Here is a 23784-nt window from a genome sequence, read left to right on the forward strand (position 1 = left end):
AATATCACTTAATCAGAGCATGACTAAAATTGGGCATGGCCACTAGCATCGCTAACACCTCAGTCAGTTTTTGCCATTGAGACTCATGCTCTGGCAGGCCAAATCGCAGCGCGTCTTGCTCGTCGGTTAAACGTGTCAAAATACCATGGCGGCACAAGTGATCATGCCATAGTGCAGCCGACGGCAAGTAGACAGTTTGAAATAACGTCGTCCCCGTCACTACGCCGGGTAAAATGGCCAATAGCGCCTGCAAACGCACACTGGCTTGCTCGAGTCGGTCGATTTGCACTTGATGCCAAGCGGTATCTCTAAACGCATGGCTACAAATTAATCTCGCGGGTCCATTAACACACCATGGTCCTAACTGCGTTTGTAGCAGTTCACGGACTTTATTCGGGGCAAAAACAAACCCTGCGCGCACACCAGCCAGCCCAAAAAACTTACCGACTGAACGCAATATAATTAACTGTTCACTCGTAACTGACAGCATGCTTTGTTGCGGGGTCATATCCATAAATGCTTCATCTATGACTAAATAACTGCCATTGGCCGTTAAGTCCGCGAGCCACGAAGTGAGCACTTGTGGGGGGGTTAAGTGAGCCGAAGGGTTATTAGGGTTGATGACCAGTAATACATCACAATTGGCAATTTGCGCCTTAGTCGGTGCAGGGTAACCATTAGCATTGATAGCCTCAAGGTCATCACCATAAATACCAACTTGCCAGCCCGCCATACGCCAAGCCCGTTCATGCTCTTTATAACCCACTAACGGTAGTAACACTTTTCCGGGACCATCACGCTCGAGGGCCAGTACTTTGGGCAGTGTTTGAATCGCCGACTGCGAACCTGCAACCGGTAGCGGATTGTTGCCACCATAGTAGTTGGCTGCGGCATCAAGTAAATCATCAGATTCTTCAGGTAAACGATTCCAATATTGCGCTGGAATCTCTGGAATGGGGTAATGCCAAGGGCTGACACCCGTTGATAAATCAATCCATAACGCCTCAGCGATATGGTATTGCTGAGCCACATCTTTTAAGCGGCCACCATGATGTAATAAAGTCATAAAACCCTCTGACAAAGACCGAGTAGCAGCAACAGAGCAATCAACAACATAGCACTTAACCAAACCAAATTAACCGCACGCGCAATATCGGTCGCGTTGGCATCTCGGCCGTCTCCCAATATGGGCTTGTCACAATGATAACCATCATATTCAGCAGCGCCGCCTAAGGAAATATTTAAGCTGCCGGCACCTGTTGCCATCACTACGCCACCATTGGGGCTCGCGCATTTGTGCGCTTGCGTGCGCCAGCAATGAAAGGCCAGTTTGGTGTTACCGCCCACAGCGTAAGCCACTGCACAGAGTCGAGCGGGAATGTAATTAAGCAGGTCATCGAGTTTTGCCGCTGCCCAACCAAAATGTAAAAAGGTACTGTTTTTATAGCCCCACATCGCATCTAGCGTATTGGAAAATCGATACAGTAACACCCCTGGAACACCCGCAACACAAAACCAAAATAGCGCGCCGAACACTGCATCATTGCCGTTTTCTAACACCGACTCAAGCGTGGCATTTACCACCTGCTGCTCGCTCATGTTTTCAGTTTTGCGACTGACAATCATGCTCACTTTATGCCGCGCTAAAGGCAGATCATTTTGTGCTAATGCCGAACCAACAGCATTACCATGTTCACCAAGGCTACGTCCGCCAATAGCAAAGTACACAATAAGCACTTCTAACCACCAAAGGCTTGGTAACCACATAAACGGAATAATAGGCAGCAGCACGAGCACGACCGCTATCACCCCTCTTATTCTGCTCGGATACCAAAGACTCTGTTTGATCTTAGTAATGTAATTGCCAAGGCCAACGAGTGGATGAAAGCGCGGAGTTTCACCTAGTAAAATATCTAGAAATATCGCGACGGTGATAACACTGGCGCAGTAAAAAGGTTCAAGCCACATGTAAGTCTCTAAATAGTTAATTTATGTGGAATAGCAACAATGACTTCAGTTAAGTTTTGAAGCCAATGACTGAACTTATATAGGTAACAATTTGTACTCAGCTAGAGAAGAGTTTTACCCACAAAGCTCGGAATGCGCAATTATAACACTATGATATGTCGATGATTCTATTTGCTTTTCACTTTTAATATTTGTTCGTTAAAGCACCAACATCAAAGGCAAGCATCATTCCTCTTCTATAACGGCAAACTTAGATACAAACCTACATGTGACTATTCGCTTTTCTGTCTCATCTGCATTCCCGTATAATCCGATAAATTAGGTTTGCTCTCCCCCTGTGATATACTTGACTACAAGAGACTTTCTCCATTGTTATTTTCGATAAAAACTTCGCTATATACACGTTAAACTCCACGAAACTAGTCTTAAATTTGTGTTGCTATATTGTGTTACTGAAATATGAAAATCAACGAGAAGCATCGGCTCTAAAGCGGACAAAGGTAAAGCAATTACTCTCATAGGGAATGTACGTAAACGCTTGTTAAAAATAGTTTTTATAAGGCAAATTAATTAGATGGCATTATTGATCGACGAAAGCTGCATTAACTGTGACATGTGTGAACCCGAGTGCCCAAATGAGGCAATCACCATGGGCGAGGAGATCTATGAGATTGAACCGCTGCTTTGCACTGAATGTAAAGGCCATTACGATAAGCCAACTTGTATTTCAGTTTGTCCTATTGATTGCATTGCCGTCGACCCAGACAACAAAGAATCTGATGATGAGCTACTGGTCAAATACCAAATAATTACCGGTAAAACCGTTTAATAAAAAAGGCGCCAAAGGCGCCTTTTTATCGTTAATCAACGCTTGTTAACTTCCCATCGCTATCAAACGGCCAGTCAATTCCTAACCAGGCTTTAAAGAATGCTTTCTGGGCACGGCTTGGCTTAGCAACGCTACTAATCACCATTTTGCCACTTTTCTGTTCGCCGAGCGTCAGTTTGACCTCTTTCAATCTGTCATTACTAAACAGAGTCAGGGTGATCTCTCCACCAGCTTTAAAATCTTTGATACGAGAGTCAAAACCTGCAGATGTCACTTTTAAGCCATTAATTGCAACGATTTCATCGCCAAGTACTATACCTGCATTCCATGCAGGCCCATTGCGTAATACACGCGACAGTATCAAACTATCTGATCCCAGCGTCACTCCAATAAAAGGCTCTGATTTCGCATCTGCGCCATAGCCAACAGCTAATCCTGCTTGCTCCAACATAGATTCAAAATCTAAACTTATTGGTGAATTAACATGTTGCTGCCACCACTTCTCATAACTCGTACCTGAAAGTTGCTGCAAGATACTCTTTACATCATCGATATTGTAGCCAGCTGGAATACGATGCGATTGGTACAGCTCTCGATGAACGTCTCGATATGAATGCTTTAATTTAGTTTCATTTAGCAATGAGAAATCAAGCGCTAACGATGTCAAATAACCTTCTGAATAAATATTTGTACTGTGATTCACGGCATAATCACCACCGGTACTAGCCCATTGGTTAGCACTTGCGCTAGCAACCGATTGAATTTCACGACCTGGCGTTTGCTCACTTTGCGTCACTCTTTTAGCTAAATCCTCAAAAAATTCTTTTGCTGTTATGACACCTGCACGTAGCAGTAATTGGCTTTGAAAGTAACTTGTTGAGCCTTCTGCTATCCAAAGCAGTTGGGTAATCCCTTCCTCTTGGTAGTCATAAGGGACTAATCCTTGTGGACGGTAAGCTTTGACATTCCAAGTATGAATAAACTCATGAGAAGCCGTTTTAATAAAGCCAAGATAATCTTTACGGTCGCGGTAGCTAAAGCGCGGGCGCTGAATAATGGTTGAATTCAAGTGCTCTGTGGCACCACGAGCTCCGCTGGTTGCATGCACCATGTAAACATAACGTTCAAAAGGATAATCGTCCCAAATGACCTCTGCTTGGCCACTTAGTTTGCTCAAGTCATCAACCATCTTATCGATGTCGTAATTCCCCTCGCCCCAAATCACCAATTCATATTGTTTGCCGTCAGCTGTAAACTCTCGATGCTCGTTGATCCCTGTTTCTATTGGAGAATCAACCAGAATGTCGTAATTAGCAGCGGTAAAACTATGGGCTGTTTGTCCTTTATCCATACCTGAATAGCTATTCCACTGCGCAGGTACTGACAAACTGACATTGATGGGCTCGGCTCTAAACTCTGGGCTGTAAACAAATGTACCGCTAGCGTCGAGAAATGCATGAGAAGCATCAATATGATTGACTCGTTGGCCAAGTTTATTTGCATACAGTTGATAAGACACAGTCACCGCTGTTGGCTTATCAAGCGCTACGGTCCACTCTCCACTAGCTGTTCTTGTCCATGGCAGTTTACTTCCGCTAGCATCCGTTGCAGTAAAAAGCCTTACAGAATCGGCCAAAGGTAGCACTTCGTACTTACCGGTACGCCAAACAGGAAGATTGACGACTAATGCAGCAGATGATGTTTTAGGAAAACTCACTTCAACTTTAGCTAAATGATGCTGTGGATGGAGTAAATCTATTGAGTAATCAACGTCTGCAATTGCTACTGGAGAAATTAATGCGCTAAAAGTTAATATTAGGGGGAGTACAGGTTTCACTCTCGCTTCCTTCTGTTATTATTGTTTTAATTAAGCCGAAAAGTATAACATTTTGCTTAATTACACCAATTAAAATAACAAAAATATTTAGCTCCTTAGCAAATGCTTAGAGCAAGGAATTATGTTCCCATGCGAAGTTTGTTTACTCTCTCTTTCACTATCTTATCTTTTATCATATGTCATTCTGCCTATGCTATCAGTCGAGATGCCATTGCGACTGAACGTGAGTTTAGAGAGTTCCCAAATAAATTACGCCAATCAGTCAATAAAAACCTGCCTATCATCCCTGAATTTACAAATGAAAATGAACTTCGCCTGTTTGCAGCCCAAAAAGGTGTAGCTGTAACTGAAGTAAAACAAGAATTACGTTTGTTAGCGAGGTTATCACTCGATCTATCATCTAAAGATGACGCCCGATATATAACAGCTAGAAAAATCATTGACCAGCTTGAACTTGTGGCTGAAAGTGGTTTCGATAGCAGTTATGTGCTGATGTTAAATGGCCGCTATACTGGCAAAAACAAGCAAGATTTTCATACAGCGATTGCGCTATATCAGCAGGCAGCTAACGAACTGCCTGCAACTAAAAATACAGAAGAACAAGTTTTACTCTTCACCATCTATGAGCACTTAGGGGTGCTACATATGATGTTGCGACAAAAAGACCCTGCTCTACAATATCTTATGAATTCGAGAAGTGTCGCACTAGAGTTAGCGGATCCCTATATGCGTGCACACATTGAGTCTGTTCTTGGCAAGTACTATTACAAGCAAGCACGATTTGGCAAGTCGCTATCGCATTACTCTGAAGCCATTAAGCATACTAAGGCAGAGGATAATCCAACCCAAGATGCCCATATACAACTGCAACTGGCACGGGTCTATCGGGAACTAAAGTCTTGGGATGATGCAATACTTTACGCTACTAGCGCCTCCGATATTTATCAACGTCTTGGCAAAGAATCATATGTGTCTTCAACGATGACGGTAATGGCGATGATTTATGCTGAACAAGGACAATGGTATAAAACCATTGACTACTATTTAAATGCTCAGCAAATCGATGCGAAACTCGGCAACTATATAGGCCAAGCATTGAACTTTCATAACCTCGGCGAAGCTTATTACAAAATAGAAGACACTAAAAACGCGGTATCACATCTACTACGTGCCAGTGAAATCTTTGAATCGCGCAACAGCAACCATTACCTAGTTTACAATCATCTATTGCTTGCTCAGGTTTATAGCAGCCTCTCAGAGTGGGAGTTAGCTCTAAAGTACGCCAATTCAGCCGCCAAGATAGCCGATGACATGAAACTGAGTGAAGAGCATATCGAAGCATTAAATTATAGCGCTACGGCTTTAGAACACCTTGGTGACTACAAGACCGCTTATCAACATATTAAAAGCATATCGACTCTGCATGTAAAAGATACCCATGTAGCACATGATGAAGATCAGGCAAAAGCTTTATTCCAGTTGCAAAAAATAAAACTCGAACAGAGCCAGACTAAGACTGACCTACAAAAAACAAAAGATGAGCTATCAAATCGTCAGCTAGTCCAGATCCTCACTTTATTAATATTATCCTTAATGACGATGCTATCTCTGTATCTATGGGGTATTAAGAAAACCTTGCGAGCACAATCCGTTGAATTGGAAAAAAATAGCCTCTTAGACCCGTTAACTGAAACAGCTAACCATGCCGCCTTTATCCGCGATTTTAACTATTACGGCGATACCTTTAAGACACTCGCTTTAATATCGTTAACGGATCAGCTTAACTCTGACCTAGCTCAAGGGTATGAATGTAATACCAAAATGAATAAGCAGCAGCTGACCGCACTATCGAATGAGTTAGGTTGTATTATTTACTTCATTCGTCCTGGAGTTTTTCTGCTTAATTTCGATGTTCACATTACCCCTGACACGCTATTAAACAATGTTAGAAATTGCTTAATAAACAACTATGGCGATACGAGCTTACATATGGGGCTAGTCAGTCTGCCGTTATTGACCAACCCGGCGCTTAAGCTTTCCGCTGAGCAACATTTTGGCACCTTACAAATGATGCTATCAGCCGCTACGACTCTAGGAAATGACCAAGACTACTTTGTAACCCTTAAGCCGCTCAATTTTGCATCTTCAGGGATATTTATTCCTCCGCTATATCTCAATATAGAGAAAAGTATTATACGTGGCATCATCAAAATAGAGACCAATGGCCATAAGAGTGATATTGTCTGGCCAAGGTGGAAAAGCCATAAAAATGTCAACTTGAGCACTGAGTTAGATTAATCAATCTCATATAGAGCCAATATGCATTTAATTTATAAGCTACAACTGTTAAAATAAATATACACTTAACGTGCAAACAACATCCGAAGCTGTTGATAAAGCAGTGAGAAATTGAGTCTATACGTGTTGATAAAGGAAAATCTATTTAAATGAAGGACGCAGTCGCCAGCACGTCTCAGCTAAGTGTACTACAGCAGAAACTGTACTCAGCAAGGCAAGCCCTTGATGATATGAGTGAAGACTACAATGAAAAGCTACAACTACTTTTGCAATTTATCGCGCAATTAAGCATTGCGTGTAAAGGGCAAAATATTGAGCTAGACAACAAGTTGGCTAAACTGCGTCACAAATTAAGTCGTTTTAACCAAATAGATGAATCCCTTGCAGATCTTGAAGAGGTCGATGGCATATTGAAGCAACAATATAGCCGGGTAATGCAACAGTTAGAAGAAAGCCGCGGTTCTTTATCCAATATTATTAGCCAAATTCAACGACTTGATTCCCTGCCTGTTAAGCTTAAGAGAGAGATCTCCTATTTTAAGAAGGAGCTCGCTAAGCCTTTTCATACCTATTGGGATTACATTCCAAAAGTTGAAAAAATTGTACATTTCTACAACGAAATCCTTAATGAGCAATTAAAGCTCGGTGACAAATTTGAGCTGTTACCTAAGCATCGCCAATCCGCCAAAGAGCTGGCTCAAATGTTGTCGGAAATTGAATTTAGAAAAGAGCAACAAGAGCAAATTTCTTCAATAAAATTATCATTAACAGATGATTTCGAACTCGACACACTATTAAGCGCATATCACGTTGTTCTAAGCCTACTGCTCGATAATATCGCTAAAGAGAAAACGGCATCTCAAGAGTTCCTTTACATACTCAACGGCGCCCTAAGCAACGTACGAGAAGTCGTTACCGATTCTTACAGCCATTCAGTCAAAAGTTTTCAAGTTGCCAAGAAACTCAACGGCGAGATAAATAGCCAAGTAGATAATATCGATGGTTCTGTGACTGATATCAATGACATCAATCACTTGAAAAACCAAGTAACAGAGCAGTTACTGGCGCTACGAACTGCATTAAGCCGTAAAGAAGCGCTAGAAAATAGAGAGCAGATCCAGTTAAGACAATCAGTCGATGCACTGCGCCGCGAGCTTAACGAACTGAGTAAAGAAACAGAGAACTATAAAGAACGTCTATTTGAACAGCAAAAGCTAAACTTACTCGATACCCTAACGCAATTGCCAAATCGAGCTGCTTTACAAGAGCGTATGGAAATAGAATACCGCAACTATAAACGTACTAAACAACCTTTATGGGTAGCTGTAGCGGATATTGATCACTTTAAATCTATTAACGATAGTTTTGGCCACAGTACAGGTGACAAAACATTGCAAGTCATTGCTATGGCTCTTAAAAACTCTTTAAGAGAAACTGAATTTGTCTCGCGGTTTGGTGGTGAAGAATTTGTATTTCTGCTACCTGATGTTAGCGAAAGTGATATCAAACCTTTGCTGAATAGAGTTAGAGAAAAAGTAAAAAGTATTCCCTTTAAGTTTAAAAATCAGAGAATTACAGTTACAGTATCTATAGGCGCAGCACAAATTATTGAAAATGAGCTCATTACAGAAACCTTTGAACGAGCTGACGCAGCGCTATATAAAGCCAAACATCAAAGCAGAGATAGAGTCATCATTGACTCATAAGCTCTCCCCAGGCGTTACCAATTATTAACGCCAGCTATCTTTGAGGGACAGCCAAACTATCACTGCTAAGGAGCTGCTATGATAGTGAAAATTAGTCCTCGAGGAAGCCTAGATCAGCTTTCCCAACTCGAAGTTGACCGTCTCAAACAGAATGCTAAAAGTGAGCTTTACCAGCTCTATCGCAGTTGTTCGCTTGCAGTACTAGCCTCTGGCTTGCAAAGCGACAATGCTAAAGACCTATTCAGCCGATTTTCTGACTTTAATATTAATGTATTAAGGCGAGAGCGTGGCATAAAAATAGAACTCACTAATCCCCCTTTAGAAGCCTTCGTTGACGGGGAAATTATTGCCGGCATACAAGAGCATCTATTTTCAGTTTTACGCGATATTGTCTATATCTATGATAGGTATGAGAACTTAAAGCATATCAACCTAACCAACGCCAACCACATCACTAACGTTGTATTTGATATTTTACGTAACGCTAGAACAATGCCAATGTTCGATCCGAATATCGTCGTTTGTTGGGGTGGTCACAGCATCAACGCCATTGAGTACCAATATACACGCGAAGTCGGCTATGAACTCGGTTTACGTAAACTAGACATCTGTACCGGTTGTGGACCTGGTGCAATGGAGGGGCCGATGAAAGGAGCCGCTATTGGTCATGCTAAACAAAGGGTCAACCATGCGAGATATATCGGCTTAACAGAGCCGAGTATTATTGCCGCAGAGCCACCAAACCAGATTGTGAACGAGCTGGTTATCTTGCCCGATATCGAAAAACGTTTAGAAGCATTTGTCAGGCTTGGGCATGGTATTATCATTTTTCCTGGTGGTGCAGGCACAGCTGAAGAGTTACTCTATTTACTAGGTATTTTGCTTAACAAGCACAATCAAGACATTCCCTTTCCACTAGTGTTAACCGGTCCAAAAGAGAGCGAAGAGTATTTCCTTCGTATCGATGAGTTCATTGCAGCGACATTAGGTCCAGAAGCCCAAAGCAAATATCAAATAGTGATTGATAACCCAGCAGAAGTGGCACGCATCCAAAAGGAAGCGATGGAAAAAATTAAGGTCTTTAGGAAAGACAATGGCGACTCCTACCAATACCAATGGTCTTTGAAAATAGAACCTGAATTTCAGCTACCTTTTGAGCCGACTCATGAGGTGATGAGCAATTTAGATCTACATGAACAGTCCAATAAAGCCGAGCTTGCGGCAAATCTAAGAAAAGCATTCTCCGGCATTGTCGCGGGTAACGTCAAAATGGAAACCATCAAAAAAATTGAAGAACAAGGTCCCTTTGAGCTAAAAGGCGAACCTAAACTCATGGCATTAATGGATGAACTCCTTAACGCTTTTGTTTCACAACAACGAATGAAGTTACCAGGAAGCGCTTACGTTCCCTGCTACAAAGTAATTAAATGAATAAATTTTTGATTCTAGACGGTATGAATTTAGTGCGGCGCATCCATGCCGCACAACCCAATGAAACGGATATCAGCGGGCTTAAAGAGCGTGTTCATGGTGCTTGTAAAAAGCTATTAAAATTCCACCAGCCATCCCATGTCGCAATAGTATGGGATGGTAATGCGTTATCTTGGCGTAAGGCGCTATACGAAGACTATAAAAAGGGCCGTAAACCGATGCCAGAAGCGTTAGCTAATGGCCTTAACGATATCAAGCGCTATCTTGCCGAAAACAATATTGCTTCGTTAGAAGCTGACTCAGAGGCTGATGACGTTATCGCAACTTTAGCCACTAAACTGGTTAGCATTGGTGGGGAAGCAATTATCGTTTCGACTGATAAAGGCTTCTGCCAATTAAATCACCCAAACATCAAACAGTGGGATCACTTTAACCAAACCTATATGACGGTTGAAGCCATGGAGCAAAAGCTAGGTGTTGAACATAAACAGTTTATTGATTATCTAGCACTTGCGGGTGATAGCGGTAATAAGATCCCTGGCGTGCCCGGCATTGGTCCAAAATCTGCCGTTGAATTGTTAAAGATATTTAGGTCGCTTGCCAATATTTACAGCTCTATCGAACAGGTAGGTTCCAAACAAGCCAAAAAACTCGAAGAGGGTAAGCACTTAGCTAGGCTTAGCTATAAACTTGTTCAACTTCAATTAGATATGCCACTTAATGCTAACCTTAAGCAATTTAGGCTGCCAAAAACACAGTAACGAATAGCTAATTCAAGTGTCAAACCACTTACAACTGTTAACAAAAAGTTAGTGATTTAGCGTTTACCACAATGAGTTTGCATAGTATCGTAGCCAGTAATTGGAATTGCCTCGCAAGGAACCCGAGTACAGATGAAATCCAAAGTCCCCGTAATCATAGGCTCAATCTTTGTTGCTTATATTGCCTTCGTCGCTGTCATTATGGCCACTTATGACCCTACTCCAGATGAAATGGATTGGGAAGATAGACAAGCTTACAATAGAGCCCAGCTGACAGAAATAGCTATCGGACAGAGTATTGATGAAATAAAAGCGATGTTTGGTAAAGCAGACTTCAGCGAAGCTAAGATCTCCAACCAACAGAATTTGCAGATATTATTTTACCGCACTCATCACAAAGAATCTGATGGAGAAACCACTAAAGAGGAATGCACTCCTCTATTATTTAAACAGGGAAATCTTGTTGCATGGGGTGAAGATACCTATCAACAGTATTTAACCAGCCAAATAGACAGCCTATAGTATAAATCTGTTGCAGCATATTCCACAGCTAGTGTTAAAACGGGCAAGCTCTCAATTGAGCTTGCCCGTTTAGTATAACGCCTTGTTAAAGATAAGGTTTAACGATATTCGCCATCATTTGAATATGGTCATCATTGTCATTCAATGCTGCGATATACCTAAACTGTTTGCCGCCAGCTTCTTCAAAAATCAACCTATTTTCACCCGCGATCTCTTCCAATGTTTCTAAGCAATCAGCACTAAACGCCGGGCATACCACGGCAATGTCTGTGATGCCGTCTTTGGGCAAAGACTCCATCGTTGCATCCGTATAGGGCGTCAACCATTTTGCCTTACCAAAGCGAGATTGGAAGGTCGTTATATACTGTTCTTCAGTTAGCCCAAGTTTCTCAACCAGCAGCTTAGTTGTGATCTTACAGAAACAGTAATAGGGATCGCCAAGATGAAGGTTGCGCTCAGGCATGCCATGATAAGACAACACCAATTTTTGTGGCTGACCATTAAGCTCGAAGTCTTTGGTTATCGACGCTGCCAGAGCATCGATAAAATCAGGGTTATCGTGATAGGTGTTGATAAAATGCAACGCTGGCAGATAACGCCATGTCATCAACTCCTTTGCTATCGCATCAAACGCTGACGCTGTGGTTGGCGCAGCATATTGCGGATAGAGCGGAAGTACGACTAACTTATCAATCCCCTCTTTATGCATCTCTTTCAACGTTGAAGCCACCGACGGCTGGCCATAACGCATACAGAACTTCACAGAAATGTCTTCCGAGCCTTCAAAGTGCTCAGCTAACTTCTTTGTTTGACGTTTAGTGATGTCCATTAATGGCGAACCATCTTCAGTCCAAACCTGTTGGTATAGAGCAGCTGATTTTGCAGGCCTTACTCGTAAAATAATCCCGTGTAAGATAAGCATCCATATTAATTTCGGGATCTCAACCACCCGAGGATCAGCGAGAAACTCCGCGAGATACCGTCTAACCGCCGAAGGTGTCGCTTCATCAGGTGTGCCCAAATTGACTAGCAATACACCTGTTTTACCGCGTTTTTTGTGCCCTTCTTCCTTGGATAACCCAGAAAACTTAGCCAAGAGAACTCCTTAAAAATTTAATGTAGAAATAGAAAGCCGAAACAAGAATAGCAGTGTTATTTAAATACCTAACGCATTTTAGCGTTATTGGTATAGCTACTACGCTCAGATACATAGAAAGATCAATTTTTTACAATAAAAAGCTGCCAATACAGTATATTGCCAGCTTAGTCTTTACCAAAGGTGTATTACACTTATCCCTAGTGCCTAACGACTCGAATCAATAACATTTCGCTGTTAATCAAGATTAAGTGTGACGCCGTCCATTGATGATGTACTCGTGGTATCTGAGCTTTGCAGTTTAATCATTAGCCTTAAGTCATTGGGTGAATCAGCATGGTGCAGCGCATCCGCGTAGCTAATTTCGCCGTCACTATATAATTTTAATAGTGCCTGATCGAATGTTTGCATCCCCTGCTCGTTAGATTTAGACATGGTTTCTTTTAACGAATGCAGTTCGTTTTTAGCAATCAAACTCGCCACTCGCGGTGTATTAATCAGTACTTCAATTGCCGCTCTACGCCCAGTTCCATCACTTTTAGGTACCAGTTGCTGCGCCACAATCCCACGTAAGTTAAGCGACAGATCAAATAACAGCTGATGATGCTTACTCTCTGGTACTAAGTGCATAATACGATCAAGCGCTTGGTTTGCATTGTTGGCATGCAATGTCGCCATACAAAGATGACCCGTTTCAGCAAAAGACAGCGCAAACTCCATGGTCTCTTGGCTACGGATCTCACCAATGAGGATCACATCCGGCGCTTGACGCAACGAGCTTTTAAGTGCCGCATCAAAAGATTCAGTATCAATACCTACTTCCCGTTGGGTGATGATACTTTGGCGGTGATCATGAACAAATTCAACAGGATCTTCGATGGTCAGAATATGTCCACGCGCATGTGCATTTCGGTAGCCAACCAGTGCAGCCAGCGATGTCGATTTACCCGTTCCTGTGCCACCTACCATAATAACCAAGCCACGCTTACTCATGACTAAATCTTTCAAGATAGGCGGCAGCATTAAATCGTCAACTTCAGGTATTTGAGTTTCAATACGGCGCATTACGCAACCTGGTGCTTCCCTTTGCCAAAAAGCACTAACACGAAATCGACCTAAATCTTTAGCCGCAAATGCAAAGTTACACTCACGAGACTCATGAAACTCCTCTTTTTGCACGTCGGTCATTAATGACTCAACAAACTCCAGTGCTTGTGCTGGGTTAAATGCATTTTCACTAAGAGGGCGCAGCTCACCATCGATTTTAGCACTCGGGGGGAAACCCGCTGTAATAAACAGATCTGATGCTTTACGATCTATCATGACCTTTAAAAAAGGACGAACATCCATAAGTAATTACCTACTAAAAATTAGTTTGCTTATTTGAACTCTTAAGCAAAGCATCTTCACGGCTAATTTGTCCGCGATTGACTAAGTTTTGTAAACACTGATCCAATGTTTGCATGCCATGTGCCATACCTGTTTGAATCGCAGAGTACATTTGCGCGACTTTATCTTCTCGGATCAAGTTACGTATCGCTGGTGTTCCCATCATGATCTCATGGGCAGCAACACGACCACCACCCACTTTCTTAATCAGTGCTTGAGAGATCACCGCTTGCAGTGACTCAGATAACATCGTTCTTACCATGCCCTTCTCACCTTCAGGGAATACATCAACGACACGGTCAATGGTTTTAGCCGCAGAAGTCGTATGCAAGGTACCAAATACCAAATGACCAGTTTCTGCTGCTGTCATTGCCAGTCTAATGGTCTCTAGATCTCGCATTTCACCAACAAGAATAACGTCTGGATCTTCACGTAATGCACTACGCAATGCAGCATTAAAACTATGAGTATGGCGATGCACTTCACGTTGGTTAATCAAACATTGTTTGTTTTGGTGTACAAATTCTATTGGGTCTTCAATGGTTAAGATATGGTCGTGTCTATTCTCATTAATGTAATCAACCATTGCAGCCAAGGTGGTACTTTTACCAGAGCCCGTAGGCCCGGTAACCAAAACCAGTCCGCGGGGAAAGCTAGAAATCTTTTTAAAGATCTCTGGTGCACCTAACTGCTCTAAACTTAAGATATCGCTTGGAATGGTACGAAATACTGCTGCAGAACCACGAGATTGGTTAAAGGCGTTAACACGAAAACGTGCAAGGCCAGGCACTTCAAATGAGAAATCTATCTCTAGATGCTCTTCATAATCTTTGCGCTGCTTATCATTCATAATATCGTACACAAGACTGTGAACACCTTGATGGTCTAAAGCGGGAAGATTTATCTTCCTCACTTCACCATCAACACGGATCATAGGAGAAACCCCCGCAGAAAGGTGTAGATCTGATGCATTGTGCTTTACACTAAAGGCAAGTAACTCTGTGATTTCCATAGTTTGGGATATCCATTCAACCAAAAATATACAACATGACAACAATAACAGACAGACTAGCGCTCGCCCAGCACAGGATTGAACAAGCAGCACAAAATTCTTCACGAAACCCTGCAGATGTGCAACTTTTGGCGGTGAGTAAAACCAAGCCAAACGAGCAGATCATAGAGGCCTATACTGCTGGCCAAAGACGTTTTGGTGAAAACTACGTGCAAGAGGGTGAGGCAAAGGTAAAGAGCCTAAGCCAAGATTGCCCTGATATAGAGTGGCACTTCATTGGCCCTTTGCAATCAAACAAGACCAAGATCATTGCGACTTTGTTTGACTGGATGCACACCGTTGAGCGTGAGAAAATTGCTAGCAGGTTAAATGACCAGCGACCTGAACATATGAACCCGCTAAATGTTTGTATTCAAGTCAATATCAGTCAAGAATCCAGTAAGTCAGGAGTGACTACGGCTGAAATTGAGGCCTTAGCAGAAAAAATCCATTCGTTACCTCATTTAAACTTACGTGGATTAATGGCAATCCCATCAACCAAGGTTGATAATACTACGGCAATCGCAGAACTGGCAGAGCTACAAAAGCAATACCAACTATTGGCAGCGAAATACCCAAGTGTAGATACTTTATCTGTAGGTATGAGTAACGATCTTGAATTGGCGGTAGCGCATGGTTCAACCATGGTGCGTATCGGTAGCGCTATATTTGGCGCTCGCGATTACTCCGAATAAAGGGGTGATTTGCAGTTAAGCTCAGCTATTTAGATAAATAATGTTTAATACATATAGAGCTTGTTTTTGGGCTACCTCACCCAAATATTAAGTCTTAATAACGTGTCATACCAATCATTTTAAATGATTTATAAATAGTAAAAGTGTCGTCCTAACTAGAATAAAAAGAGAACCCAATGTCACAAAAAAATGTCTGTTTTATTGGTGCTGGTAACATGACCCGCAGCATCGTAAGTGGTTTAGTGAAAAGTGGTTACTCCCCCGAGCACATTACAGCTGCAAACCCAAGCCAGCCTAAACTTGATGCGCTCCAACAAGATTTTGGCATTAACATCACTAACGATAATATAGAAGCCGCAAAATCTGCTGATGTCATTGTCTTAGGAGTGAAGCCGCATCTAATGGCATTAGTTGGAGAACAGTTAAGTGATTTAGATCTTGCAAATAAGTTAATAATCACTATCGCCGCAGGTGTAACTGCTAAGCGCTATAGTGACTATTTTAAGCAAGAGATCAAATTAATACGCACTATGCCTAATACCCCGACTCAGATAGGTGTAGGCTTAACCGGATTATTTGCAGGTGATGATATTTCAGCTGAAAATAAAACCTTATGCGAGACACTGATGGCAACTGGCGGTGAGGTTGTTTGGGTCAACAAAGAAGAAGAGTTAAATCAAGTCATTGCTCTGGCAGGAAGTTCGCCAGCATACTTCTTCCTGTTTTTAGAAGCCATGGTTGAAAGTGCTGTTAAAGGTGGAATGTCTGAAGTGAGCGCAAGAGAGATGGCACAACAAGCAGCATTAGGTGCAGCACTTATGGTTAAACAAAACCCAGATTTGAGCTTAGCGCAACTACGAAATAATGTAACTTCAAAAGGCGGCACCACAGCGCAAGCTGTCGCCACTTTTGAAGCGGGTAATATACGAGGCCTAGTTGATGATGCAATGACAAATTGTATTGCGCGGGCGCAAGAGATGGCAAAGCAATATTAATTTTTTTAAACGTGATAAGTAGAGTAAACAGATGAATGCATTTAGTTTTCTAGTAAGTACAGTATTCGATTTATACTTAATGGTGGTCATTTTACGGATCTGGCTGCAGCTCGCTCGAGCCGATTTTTATAATCCATTTAGCCAATTTATCGTAAAAGCAACTCACCCGATTGTAGGCCCATTAAGACGTGTCATTCCGTCGTTTGGCAATTTTGATAGCGCCTCATTTGTGCTCGCGATTACAGTGGTAGTAGCCAAATTCGTGCTGCTTAGCTTGATGGCTGGTGCTGCGATAGATATAGCAACAATCTTACTCGTTTCACTAGTATCAGTGCTCAAGGAAGCAGGTGTATTGCTGTTTTGGATGCTTATCCTAAGGGCAATATTGAGTTGGGTAAGCCAAGGTCAAAATCCAATAGAGATGGTTATGGGACAATTGACGGAGCCTCTTTTAGCGCCAATACGTCGCATGTTGCCACAGATGGGCGGCTTAGATTTATCACTATTAGTGATGATGATTATTCTGAACTTCCTCAATATCCTACTTGCCCAATACATCCCTTTCTGGGCATTCATATAGTGGTAGCAGTATGTATGCAGCAGGGAAACCTGCTGCTTCAGCTTTATATTCAACCTAAAGCCAGTCGAGATCAGATAGTAGGACTGCATGGTCATGAGCTAAAAATAGCCATTACCGCGCCACCTATTGATGGCAAAGCGAATATTCATCTGACTAAATATCTTGCTAAAGCATTCAAGGTACCAAAGGGCGATATTGACATACTAAAAGGCCTCACGGGGCGTCATAAGCAAGTGCTTATCTCCTCACCCAAAGTTATTCCAGCTGAAATACAAAACCTTTTGTAACCTTATACTTATAAGAAGTATAAGGCAGTTAACCCACTTAAGTTCTATACTAACAACAAAGTTAATACCTAAGGAAAGCCAATATGTTCCGCTCACTAATAGCCGTTTTGCTGCTCAGCCTATGCCTAACCAGTAGCGCATTTGCTGAACAGAAACAAAAAGTCGGCAACTACGATATTCACTATATCGCCCTCAGTAGCACCTTTTTAACTCCCAGTATTGCCAAGTCCTACGGCATCAAACGTAGCAGTTATTCTGGGATCTTAAATATTTCGGTGCTAGATACCAGCGTCGACGGTAATCCCGCAGTCCCTGTAGAAATTACCGGGGTAGCTAACAACCTTCTCGATGCACGAGTAGACTTAAAATTTAGAGAGATCCGCGAAGGTGATTCTATTTACTACATTGCAGAAGTCCCCTACCGCGATGACCAAGAGATAAACTTTAACATTGCAGTTAAACATGGCTCTAAACTCAATACGCAGCTGCAGTTCAAACAGAAGTTCTACGTAGAGTAATCTTTAGTTGGGGGAGCAATCCCCCACTCCATCAGCCAAACTTGCAGCACAGTCGAATGAAGATACGCTGTTATTGCAGTGAAAATTGCAATAATCTCATCAATCAACAAACCTGACGTCCCCCTATCCTAAAAGGTTTTTAGCCTGATATAAGTGATGCATTTAATGGCACGGTTCGCTATTATTGCCGCCATATTTTCAGACAGCTAAAGGTCTTCCATGAACCAAATCGTCCTTGCAAGTGGCAACAAAGGTAAACTCAAAGAATTTTCCGAACTGATGGCCGATTACGGAGTAGAGATCCTTGCCCAAAGCGCATTCAACGTCTCAGAAGTCCCAGAGACAGGAACAACATTCGTAGAAAATGCCATTATTAAAGCACGCCATGCGGCAGAGATAACTGGCCATGCTGCGATTGCTGATGATTCTGGTTTAGAGGTTGATTTTCTACAAGGCGCTCCAGGGATCTATTCGGCGCGCTACGCTGGCGAAGAGGCTAAAGATGAGCAGAATTACACCAAGTTGCTAAAAGCTTTAGATAAGCAAACACAACGCAGTGCTCGTTTTCAGTGTGTATTGGTATACATGCGCCATGCAAAAGACCCGACTCCAATTATATGCCAAGCATCATGGGAGGGCAGCATAGGCTTTAGCCCACTTGGTGACAATGGTCATGGCTACGATCCTATTTTTATTCCTGCAGAGCATAAGTGTAGTGCAGCAGAACTGAGCAGCGATGAGAAGAACTTATTGAGCCACCGCGGTAAAGCATTAGTTTTGCTTATTGAAGCAATGAAGCAACAAGGTATTTTTAGCTAATGTTAACCCTGCCACCGCTAAGCCTATACATTCATATTCCCTGGTGCGTACAGAAGTGCCCATACTGCGACTTTAACTCCCATGGCCAACATGGAGAGCTACCACAGACAGAGTATGTTGACGCGCTTATTGCCGACTTAAAACAGGATTTGCACTATGTTCAGGGGCGGCAACTACATACCATTTTTATTGGTGGTGGCACCCCATCTCTGTTTGACGCAGCGCAGATAAAGCGCCTACTCACAGAGGTTGATAATCTGATTAAGTTTACAGACAACATAGAGATCACCATGGAGGCCAATCCTGGCACCTTAGAACATGATGATTTCGAGGCCTATCAGCAAGCAGGTGTCACTCGCTTGTCTATTGGAGTTCAGAGCTTTTCCAGTGACAAGCTCAATCTGCTAGGTCGTATTCACGATAAAACAGAAGCGCAAATAGCGGCTAAAAAGGCAAAAACATCAGGCTATAAAAGCTTTAATTTGGACTTAATGCATGGCTTACCAAATCAAAGCTTTGATGAAGCGCTCGCCGACATCGAAACAGCTGCAGCGCTTGCCCCGCCACACCTGTCTTGGTATCAACTTACTATCGAGCCTAATACGCTGTTTCATTCCAAACCTCCACAGCTACCCGATGATGAAAAACTCTGGCGAATTTACGAGCAAGGTCAAAAAAGGCTTGCTGAATTAGGTTACGTGCAATATGAGATATCAGCATATGCGAAGGAAGGCTTTCAGTGTCAACATAATCTTAATTACTGGCAGTTTGGTGATTACTTAGGTATAGGTTGCGGCGCGCACGGAAAAATCACTCAAGTAGCGCACAATAAAATAGTACGTACAGTAAAAATCAAGCATCCAAAAGGCTACCTAGCGGCAACTGACTACACCTCTGATAACACAATTGTAGAAGAGGAAGAGAGGCCGTTGGAGTACCTAATGAACCGTTTAAGACTAATGACTCCAATCCCTAAGGAAGAGTTTGAACAAAGAACGGGGTTAGAGCGAAGTGTTATTTCTCAAGGTATCGAGCAAGCTTGTGCTAAAGGGCTGATGACTGAAAGCCAAGAGTACTGGCAACTAACTGCTAAAGGACATATGTTTGTAAATGACTTATTGTCACAATTCCTATAAGGCATTGAATATATTCGCCATTACTAAACAAAACAACTCAACAGAAACATTTTCTAACACTTAGATCAAAAAATTAACTCTAGGCTTCTTTAGGATAACAATCATAATTCTAAGGAAGTCTAAAAATGCCAATAAAAACAAAAATAACTGTTGTCGCTCTGTCCCTGTCAATTTGCTTAAGTTCAGCGGTTTATGCCGCACCAACTTTAGCTCCCTATTTAAGCCCAAGTGAACCTGTAGCTCAAAAATCTAATAGTGAATCAGAAAAAGCCAATGCGCTGTTTGAAGCCATTTTCATGGAGAATGTGCAAGCAAGTCCAATATCTCAAACCTATCTCGGTATAAAAACCGATTATGACAAATGGGATGAGATGAGTGATGCGGCAACAGATGCAAATTTAACGCGCACTAAAAAGCATTTAGCCCAACTAAATATGCTCAATGTAGATAAGCTCGATAGGCAAACAAAATTGAGTTATCAACTACTGACTCAAAAGCTTGAGCAAGAGATAAAAGATGATCAGTGGCGTTACCATAGCTACCCAGTCAACCAGATGTATGGTGGTCACTCTCAAATAGCCTCATTCCTGATCAACCAACATCAGGTCAGCGATATTAAAGATGCTAAAGCCTATATTAGCCGCCTAAATGGCGTACCGAAGCGCCTTTCGCAGCTGCAAACAGCACTTGAAATACGTGCTAACAAAGGCATTGTTGCACCAAAATTCGTCTTTCCATATGTCATCTCCGATAGCAAAAACATTGTCAAAGGAGCCCCATTTGATGAAGGTGAAGACAGTGCTTTATGGGCGGACTTCAAACGTAAAGTCAATGCCTTATCAATAAGTTCAGACGAGCAACAGCAATTGCTAACCGCGGCCAAGGAAGCATTAGTTGATGACGTAAAGCCTGCCTATGACAAGCTGATTGGTTACATGGGTAAGCTAGAAGCCAAAGCGGATACACGCGATGGTGCTTGGAAGTTTCCAAAGGGCGAAACTTATTATAACAATGCACTAGCACGCACAACCACCACTGATATGAGCGCCGATGAGATCCACAAACTGGGCTTATCAGAAGTGGCACGTATACACGGTGAAATGCGCGACATTATGAAAAAGGTCAACTTCGAAGGCAATCTCCAAGAGTTCTTTGCCTTTATGCGAGATGATCAGCAATTTTACTATGCTGATACAGATCAAGGTCGCCAAGCTTATTTACAAGAAGCTATTGCGCTGATTGACACCATGAGTAGCCGTCTCGATGAAGTGTTTAAAGTAAAACCTAAAGCACCGATGATAGTGAAACAGGTCGAAGCTTTTCGGGAAAAGTCAGCAGGTAAAGCCTTTTATAGCAATCCATCACCTGATGGGAGTCGCCCAGGAACCTATTACGCTAACCTATATGACATGAAGGCCATGCCTAAATACCAAATGGAGGCGCTGGCATACCATGAAGGTACACCAGGGCATCATATGCAGATAGCGATAGCACAAGAGCTAGAGGGAGTGCCAAAGTTCCGTAAGTATGGCGGTTACACTGCTTACATTGAAGGGTGGGGTTTATACAGCGAGTATTTTCCTAAAGAGATGGGCATGTATGCAGATCCATACTCTGACTTCGGTCGCTTAGCAATGGAACTATGGCGTGCCTGCCGCTTAGTGGTTGATACCGGTATTCATGCCAAAAAATGGACACGTGAACAATCTATTAACTACTACGTATCTAACACACCTAATGCCGAGTCTGATGCCATTAAAATGGTAGAGCGACACATTGTCATGCCTTCACAGGCAACAGCTTACAAAGTCGGTATGCTCAAGCTACTAGAGTTAAGAGCTAAAGCGCAAACCGCACTAGGTGACAAATTCGATATAAGGGACTTCCATACAATTGTATTGCAAAATGGTCCCGTGCCATTAGATGTACTTGAGTCTGAAATTGATCTTTGGATTGAAAAAAGCAGCTAATGATACGTAGGCTACTTTATCCAAATAAAGTAGCCCTCAAAAAACCAATAAAAAAGCCACTGAATACAGTGGCTTTTTTATTGAACTGATTTTGATAAGCACTATCTAGTTATATTCAGGTTTTTACTTATAGTAGTAAATAATCCAAATTGTAGGGTACAGATAAAGTTCAAGCGCTTAACAGAAAAATACCCCGGTAAAAGCCGGGGTAAACCAAAACTAGGATGATGGTTTTAAGGCTAGCATTGTTTTAGTTCGTAAACTTCTGCCAGCATCGAATCAAAACTGCATAACGCTGATTTGTACAACATAATAAAGAGGGGTCATTCTGTATTACGTTATAGGACTCAAATCGTTTTGAATCAACTGCCTGCATTGTATAAAATTAAGAACAAACTGCAACCAAAACCATAAAAACCTGCATTAGTAGCGGCTAAATTCGCACCGACTAAATAACCAACAGCACTACCCAAACAACTGATAAATAAAAACTTTAATCATAACGGCATGATAAGGAAAATGCATTGTTCAAAATTTAAAACAATGTTTCCTATTTTTACTTACGTTTTGCATACAATTCTTTATATGGGTCATCCCAATAAGGCGGCGAGCCAATATGATCTTTAATGAAATCAATAAACGCACTGACCTTTGGTGCAAGATGTTTACGTCTAGGGTAAACGGCTTGCAAAGGCAGGTGATGAGTTAATTGCCATTCATCAAGAATAGGCACTAACGTCCCTTTCGCAATTTCATCTTCCAGTAAATAACTCGCCAGATAGACAACCCCTAAACCACTAACAGCTGCTGATTTTAGCGCTGGGGCATTATCGACTCTAAAATTACCCGAAACCCCAATTTCGCAATAGTCATCACCTTGCTTAAACTGCCAAACACTGTGCTCATGCCACTCGCCTTGATATACAAGACAGTTATGATCAACCAACTGTTCAGGGCGGCTTGGCATACCATGTTGTTCGACATACGAGGGAGATGCAGCCAACAAGAACTGACACTTCATCAGCGGCCTAGCAACCATACCTAGAGGTAGCTGCTCAGACATCGTCAGCAGTAAATCTAACCCTTCGCTGACAACATCAACTTTGTGATCAAGTAGACTAACTTGCAGTTCAAGTTCTGGATGCTTTGCCATAAATTCTGGTAGAGCGGGAATGATGTGCATGGTACCGAAAGATTGTGAAATACCGACTTTCAATACACCACGCGTCGCATCATTTAGATTATGGACGCTAGCAACAGCTTGATCGGCATCTCTTAACAGCTCTTCACCTTGAGCATAAAGCAGCTGTCCAGCTTCGGTAAGACTTAAGCTACGAGTGGTACGCTGTATAAGTTGTACACCAAGCTTGTGCTCAAGATCAGCAACTTGAGTACTGACCTTTGACTTAGATATGCCTAACTTTCGTGCTGCAGAGCTAAAACTACCCGCTCGAGCTACATGAGTAAAAATTGCGATTGGTTCTAAAAGTTCTAACATGTAAATCGCCTTCAGGTGTTTACGAGAGTAATAGTACTTCCATCGCTAAGACAAGTCTTAATTTAAAAATCAATTATAGAACAATGCCTTAAGTGAATATATGTACGCTAGAGTAGAGTTGTTATTTATTAACCAATTAATGGTTTTGCTTTTATTTTTAGAAGTATACCAAAAAAACCTTAGATCTCATCATATAAGTACTTTTGTACTAGCATAAGCAAGACATTTTTATAGGTGTTGGCATTTCAAAGCTGAGGTTTCGGTGTTCGAGGTTTAATCGCGCTATATCTATTAAGCACTAAATCTAACGGGACAAAACTTAAAAGGTTTAAAAACCCCTGCACAAAGGTGGGATGCAGGGGTTGTTGCAATTTAATTGGAGCCTGTGTCGGATTCTG

At 42.1% G+C, this 23784-nt stretch carries 21 protein-coding genes; 14 read left to right on the forward strand and 7 right to left on the reverse strand.

Features of this window, described 5'->3' with window-relative positions; translation table 11 throughout:
- Positions 1 to 4: 4 nt before the first annotated feature.
- Both cobD and cbiB read right to left on the reverse strand, forming a co-directional pair.
- A complete protein-coding gene (cobD, locus tag AB4238_RS17575; protein WP_372034613.1) occupies positions 5 to 1066 on the reverse strand; it encodes a threonine-phosphate decarboxylase CobD in 1062 nt (353 codons plus the stop codon).
- Positions 1063 to 1968 carry an adenosylcobinamide-phosphate synthase CbiB gene (gene cbiB / locus AB4238_RS17580; RefSeq protein WP_372034614.1) on the reverse strand — a complete coding sequence of 302 codons (906 nt, stop codon included), beginning with the start codon at positions 1966 to 1968 and terminating at the stop codon, positions 1063 to 1065. The genes cobD and cbiB overlap by 4 nt, the downstream gene beginning before the upstream one ends.
- A gap of 574 nt (positions 1969 to 2542) precedes the next feature.
- Between cbiB and AB4238_RS17585 the strand changes: the two genes are divergently transcribed.
- Complete coding sequence (locus tag AB4238_RS17585; protein WP_372034615.1) at positions 2543 to 2797, forward strand: YfhL family 4Fe-4S dicluster ferredoxin; 255 nt, start codon at positions 2543 to 2545, stop codon at positions 2795 to 2797.
- A 31-nt stretch (positions 2798 to 2828) separates the two neighbouring features.
- Here the strand turns inward: AB4238_RS17585 and AB4238_RS17590 are convergent, their stop codons facing one another.
- A complete protein-coding gene (locus tag AB4238_RS17590) occupies positions 2829 to 4634 on the reverse strand; it encodes a M61 family metallopeptidase (RefSeq protein WP_372034616.1) in 1806 nt (601 codons plus the stop codon).
- A 129-nt stretch (positions 4635 to 4763) separates the two neighbouring features.
- On the opposite strand from AB4238_RS17590, the gene AB4238_RS17595 reads away from it, so the two are divergent.
- From AB4238_RS17595 to AB4238_RS17615, 5 genes are all read left to right on the forward strand, one after another.
- Positions 4764 to 6932: a tetratricopeptide repeat protein gene (locus AB4238_RS17595; RefSeq protein WP_372034617.1), complete on the forward strand. Its 2169-nt coding sequence runs from the start codon at positions 4764 to 4766 to the stop codon at positions 6930 to 6932.
- A 149-nt stretch (positions 6933 to 7081) separates the two neighbouring features.
- Positions 7082 to 8638 (forward strand): diguanylate cyclase domain-containing protein, encoded by a 1557-nt coding sequence (locus AB4238_RS17600; RefSeq protein WP_372034618.1) that lies wholly within the window; start codon positions 7082 to 7084, stop codon positions 8636 to 8638.
- A gap of 78 nt (positions 8639 to 8716) precedes the next feature.
- Entirely contained in the window at positions 8717 to 10069 is a 1353-nt protein-coding gene (gene ppnN, locus AB4238_RS17605) for a nucleotide 5'-monophosphate nucleosidase PpnN (RefSeq protein WP_372034619.1), read from the forward strand.
- Positions 10066 to 10830 (forward strand): flap endonuclease Xni, encoded by a 765-nt coding sequence (gene xni / locus AB4238_RS17610; RefSeq protein WP_372034620.1) that lies wholly within the window; start codon positions 10066 to 10068, stop codon positions 10828 to 10830. The genes ppnN and xni overlap by 4 nt, the downstream gene beginning before the upstream one ends.
- A gap of 132 nt (positions 10831 to 10962) precedes the next feature.
- Entirely contained in the window at positions 10963 to 11352 is a 390-nt protein-coding gene (locus AB4238_RS17615; RefSeq protein WP_371989919.1) for a DUF3192 domain-containing protein, read from the forward strand.
- An 85-nt stretch (positions 11353 to 11437) separates the two neighbouring features.
- Here AB4238_RS17615 and hemH read toward each other — a convergent pair whose 3' ends face one another.
- The 3 genes from hemH to AB4238_RS17630 all read right to left on the reverse strand — a co-directional run bounded on the left by hemH (position 11438) and on the right by AB4238_RS17630 (position 14849).
- Positions 11438 to 12448 carry a ferrochelatase gene (hemH, locus tag AB4238_RS17620; RefSeq protein WP_372034621.1) on the reverse strand — a complete coding sequence of 337 codons (1011 nt, stop codon included), beginning with the start codon at positions 12446 to 12448 and terminating at the stop codon, positions 11438 to 11440.
- A 237-nt stretch (positions 12449 to 12685) separates the two neighbouring features.
- Positions 12686 to 13798 (reverse strand): PilT/PilU family type 4a pilus ATPase, encoded by a 1113-nt coding sequence (locus tag AB4238_RS17625; protein ID WP_372034622.1) that lies wholly within the window; start codon positions 13796 to 13798, stop codon positions 12686 to 12688.
- A gap of 13 nt (positions 13799 to 13811) precedes the next feature.
- Positions 13812 to 14849, reverse strand: coding sequence for a type IV pilus twitching motility protein PilT (locus tag AB4238_RS17630; protein ID WP_044556009.1), 1038 nt, complete (start codon positions 14847 to 14849; stop codon positions 13812 to 13814).
- A gap of 35 nt (positions 14850 to 14884) precedes the next feature.
- Here AB4238_RS17630 and AB4238_RS17635 point away from each other — a divergent pair, with 35 nt between their 5' ends.
- The 8 genes from AB4238_RS17635 to AB4238_RS17670 all read left to right on the forward strand — a co-directional run bounded on the left by AB4238_RS17635 (position 14885) and on the right by AB4238_RS17670 (position 21888).
- Complete coding sequence (locus tag AB4238_RS17635; protein WP_372034623.1) at positions 14885 to 15583, forward strand: YggS family pyridoxal phosphate-dependent enzyme; 699 nt, start codon at positions 14885 to 14887, stop codon at positions 15581 to 15583.
- 176 nt (positions 15584 to 15759) lie between these two features.
- Entirely contained in the window at positions 15760 to 16578 is an 819-nt protein-coding gene (gene proC, locus AB4238_RS17640) for a pyrroline-5-carboxylate reductase (protein WP_372034624.1), read from the forward strand.
- Between the two features lie 31 nt (positions 16579 to 16609).
- Positions 16610 to 17158, forward strand: coding sequence for a YggT family protein (locus tag AB4238_RS17645; protein WP_372034625.1), 549 nt, complete (start codon positions 16610 to 16612; stop codon positions 17156 to 17158).
- Positions 17158 to 17445 (forward strand): DUF167 family protein YggU, encoded by a 288-nt coding sequence (gene yggU, locus AB4238_RS17650; protein WP_372034626.1) that lies wholly within the window; start codon positions 17158 to 17160, stop codon positions 17443 to 17445. The genes AB4238_RS17645 and yggU overlap by 1 nt, the downstream gene beginning before the upstream one ends.
- Before the next feature lie 83 nt (positions 17446 to 17528).
- Positions 17529 to 17963, forward strand: coding sequence for a DUF4426 domain-containing protein (locus AB4238_RS17655; protein WP_372034627.1), 435 nt, complete (start codon positions 17529 to 17531; stop codon positions 17961 to 17963).
- Between the two features lie 219 nt (positions 17964 to 18182).
- A complete protein-coding gene (rdgB, locus tag AB4238_RS17660) occupies positions 18183 to 18782 on the forward strand; it encodes an RdgB/HAM1 family non-canonical purine NTP pyrophosphatase (RefSeq protein ID WP_372034628.1) in 600 nt (199 codons plus the stop codon).
- Positions 18782 to 19918: a radical SAM family heme chaperone HemW gene (gene hemW, locus AB4238_RS17665; protein ID WP_372034629.1), complete on the forward strand. Its 1137-nt coding sequence runs from the start codon at positions 18782 to 18784 to the stop codon at positions 19916 to 19918. Before rdgB ends, hemW begins: the two co-directional genes overlap by 1 nt.
- 125 nt (positions 19919 to 20043) lie before the next feature.
- On the forward strand, positions 20044 to 21888 hold the full coding sequence (locus AB4238_RS17670; protein ID WP_372034630.1) for a DUF885 family protein: 1845 nt from the start codon (positions 20044 to 20046) through the stop codon (positions 21886 to 21888).
- A 556-nt stretch (positions 21889 to 22444) separates the two neighbouring features.
- On the opposite strand, the gene AB4238_RS17675 is transcribed toward AB4238_RS17670, so the two are convergent.
- Positions 22445 to 23386: a LysR family transcriptional regulator gene (locus tag AB4238_RS17675; RefSeq protein ID WP_220737313.1), complete on the reverse strand. Its 942-nt coding sequence runs from the start codon at positions 23384 to 23386 to the stop codon at positions 22445 to 22447.
- Positions 23387 to 23784: the final 398 nt, after the last annotated feature.

Origin of the sequence: Shewanella sp. 10N.286.45.A1 (genome assembly GCF_041470405.1) — a bacterium.
GTDB lineage: Bacteria > Pseudomonadota > Gammaproteobacteria > Enterobacterales > Shewanellaceae > Shewanella.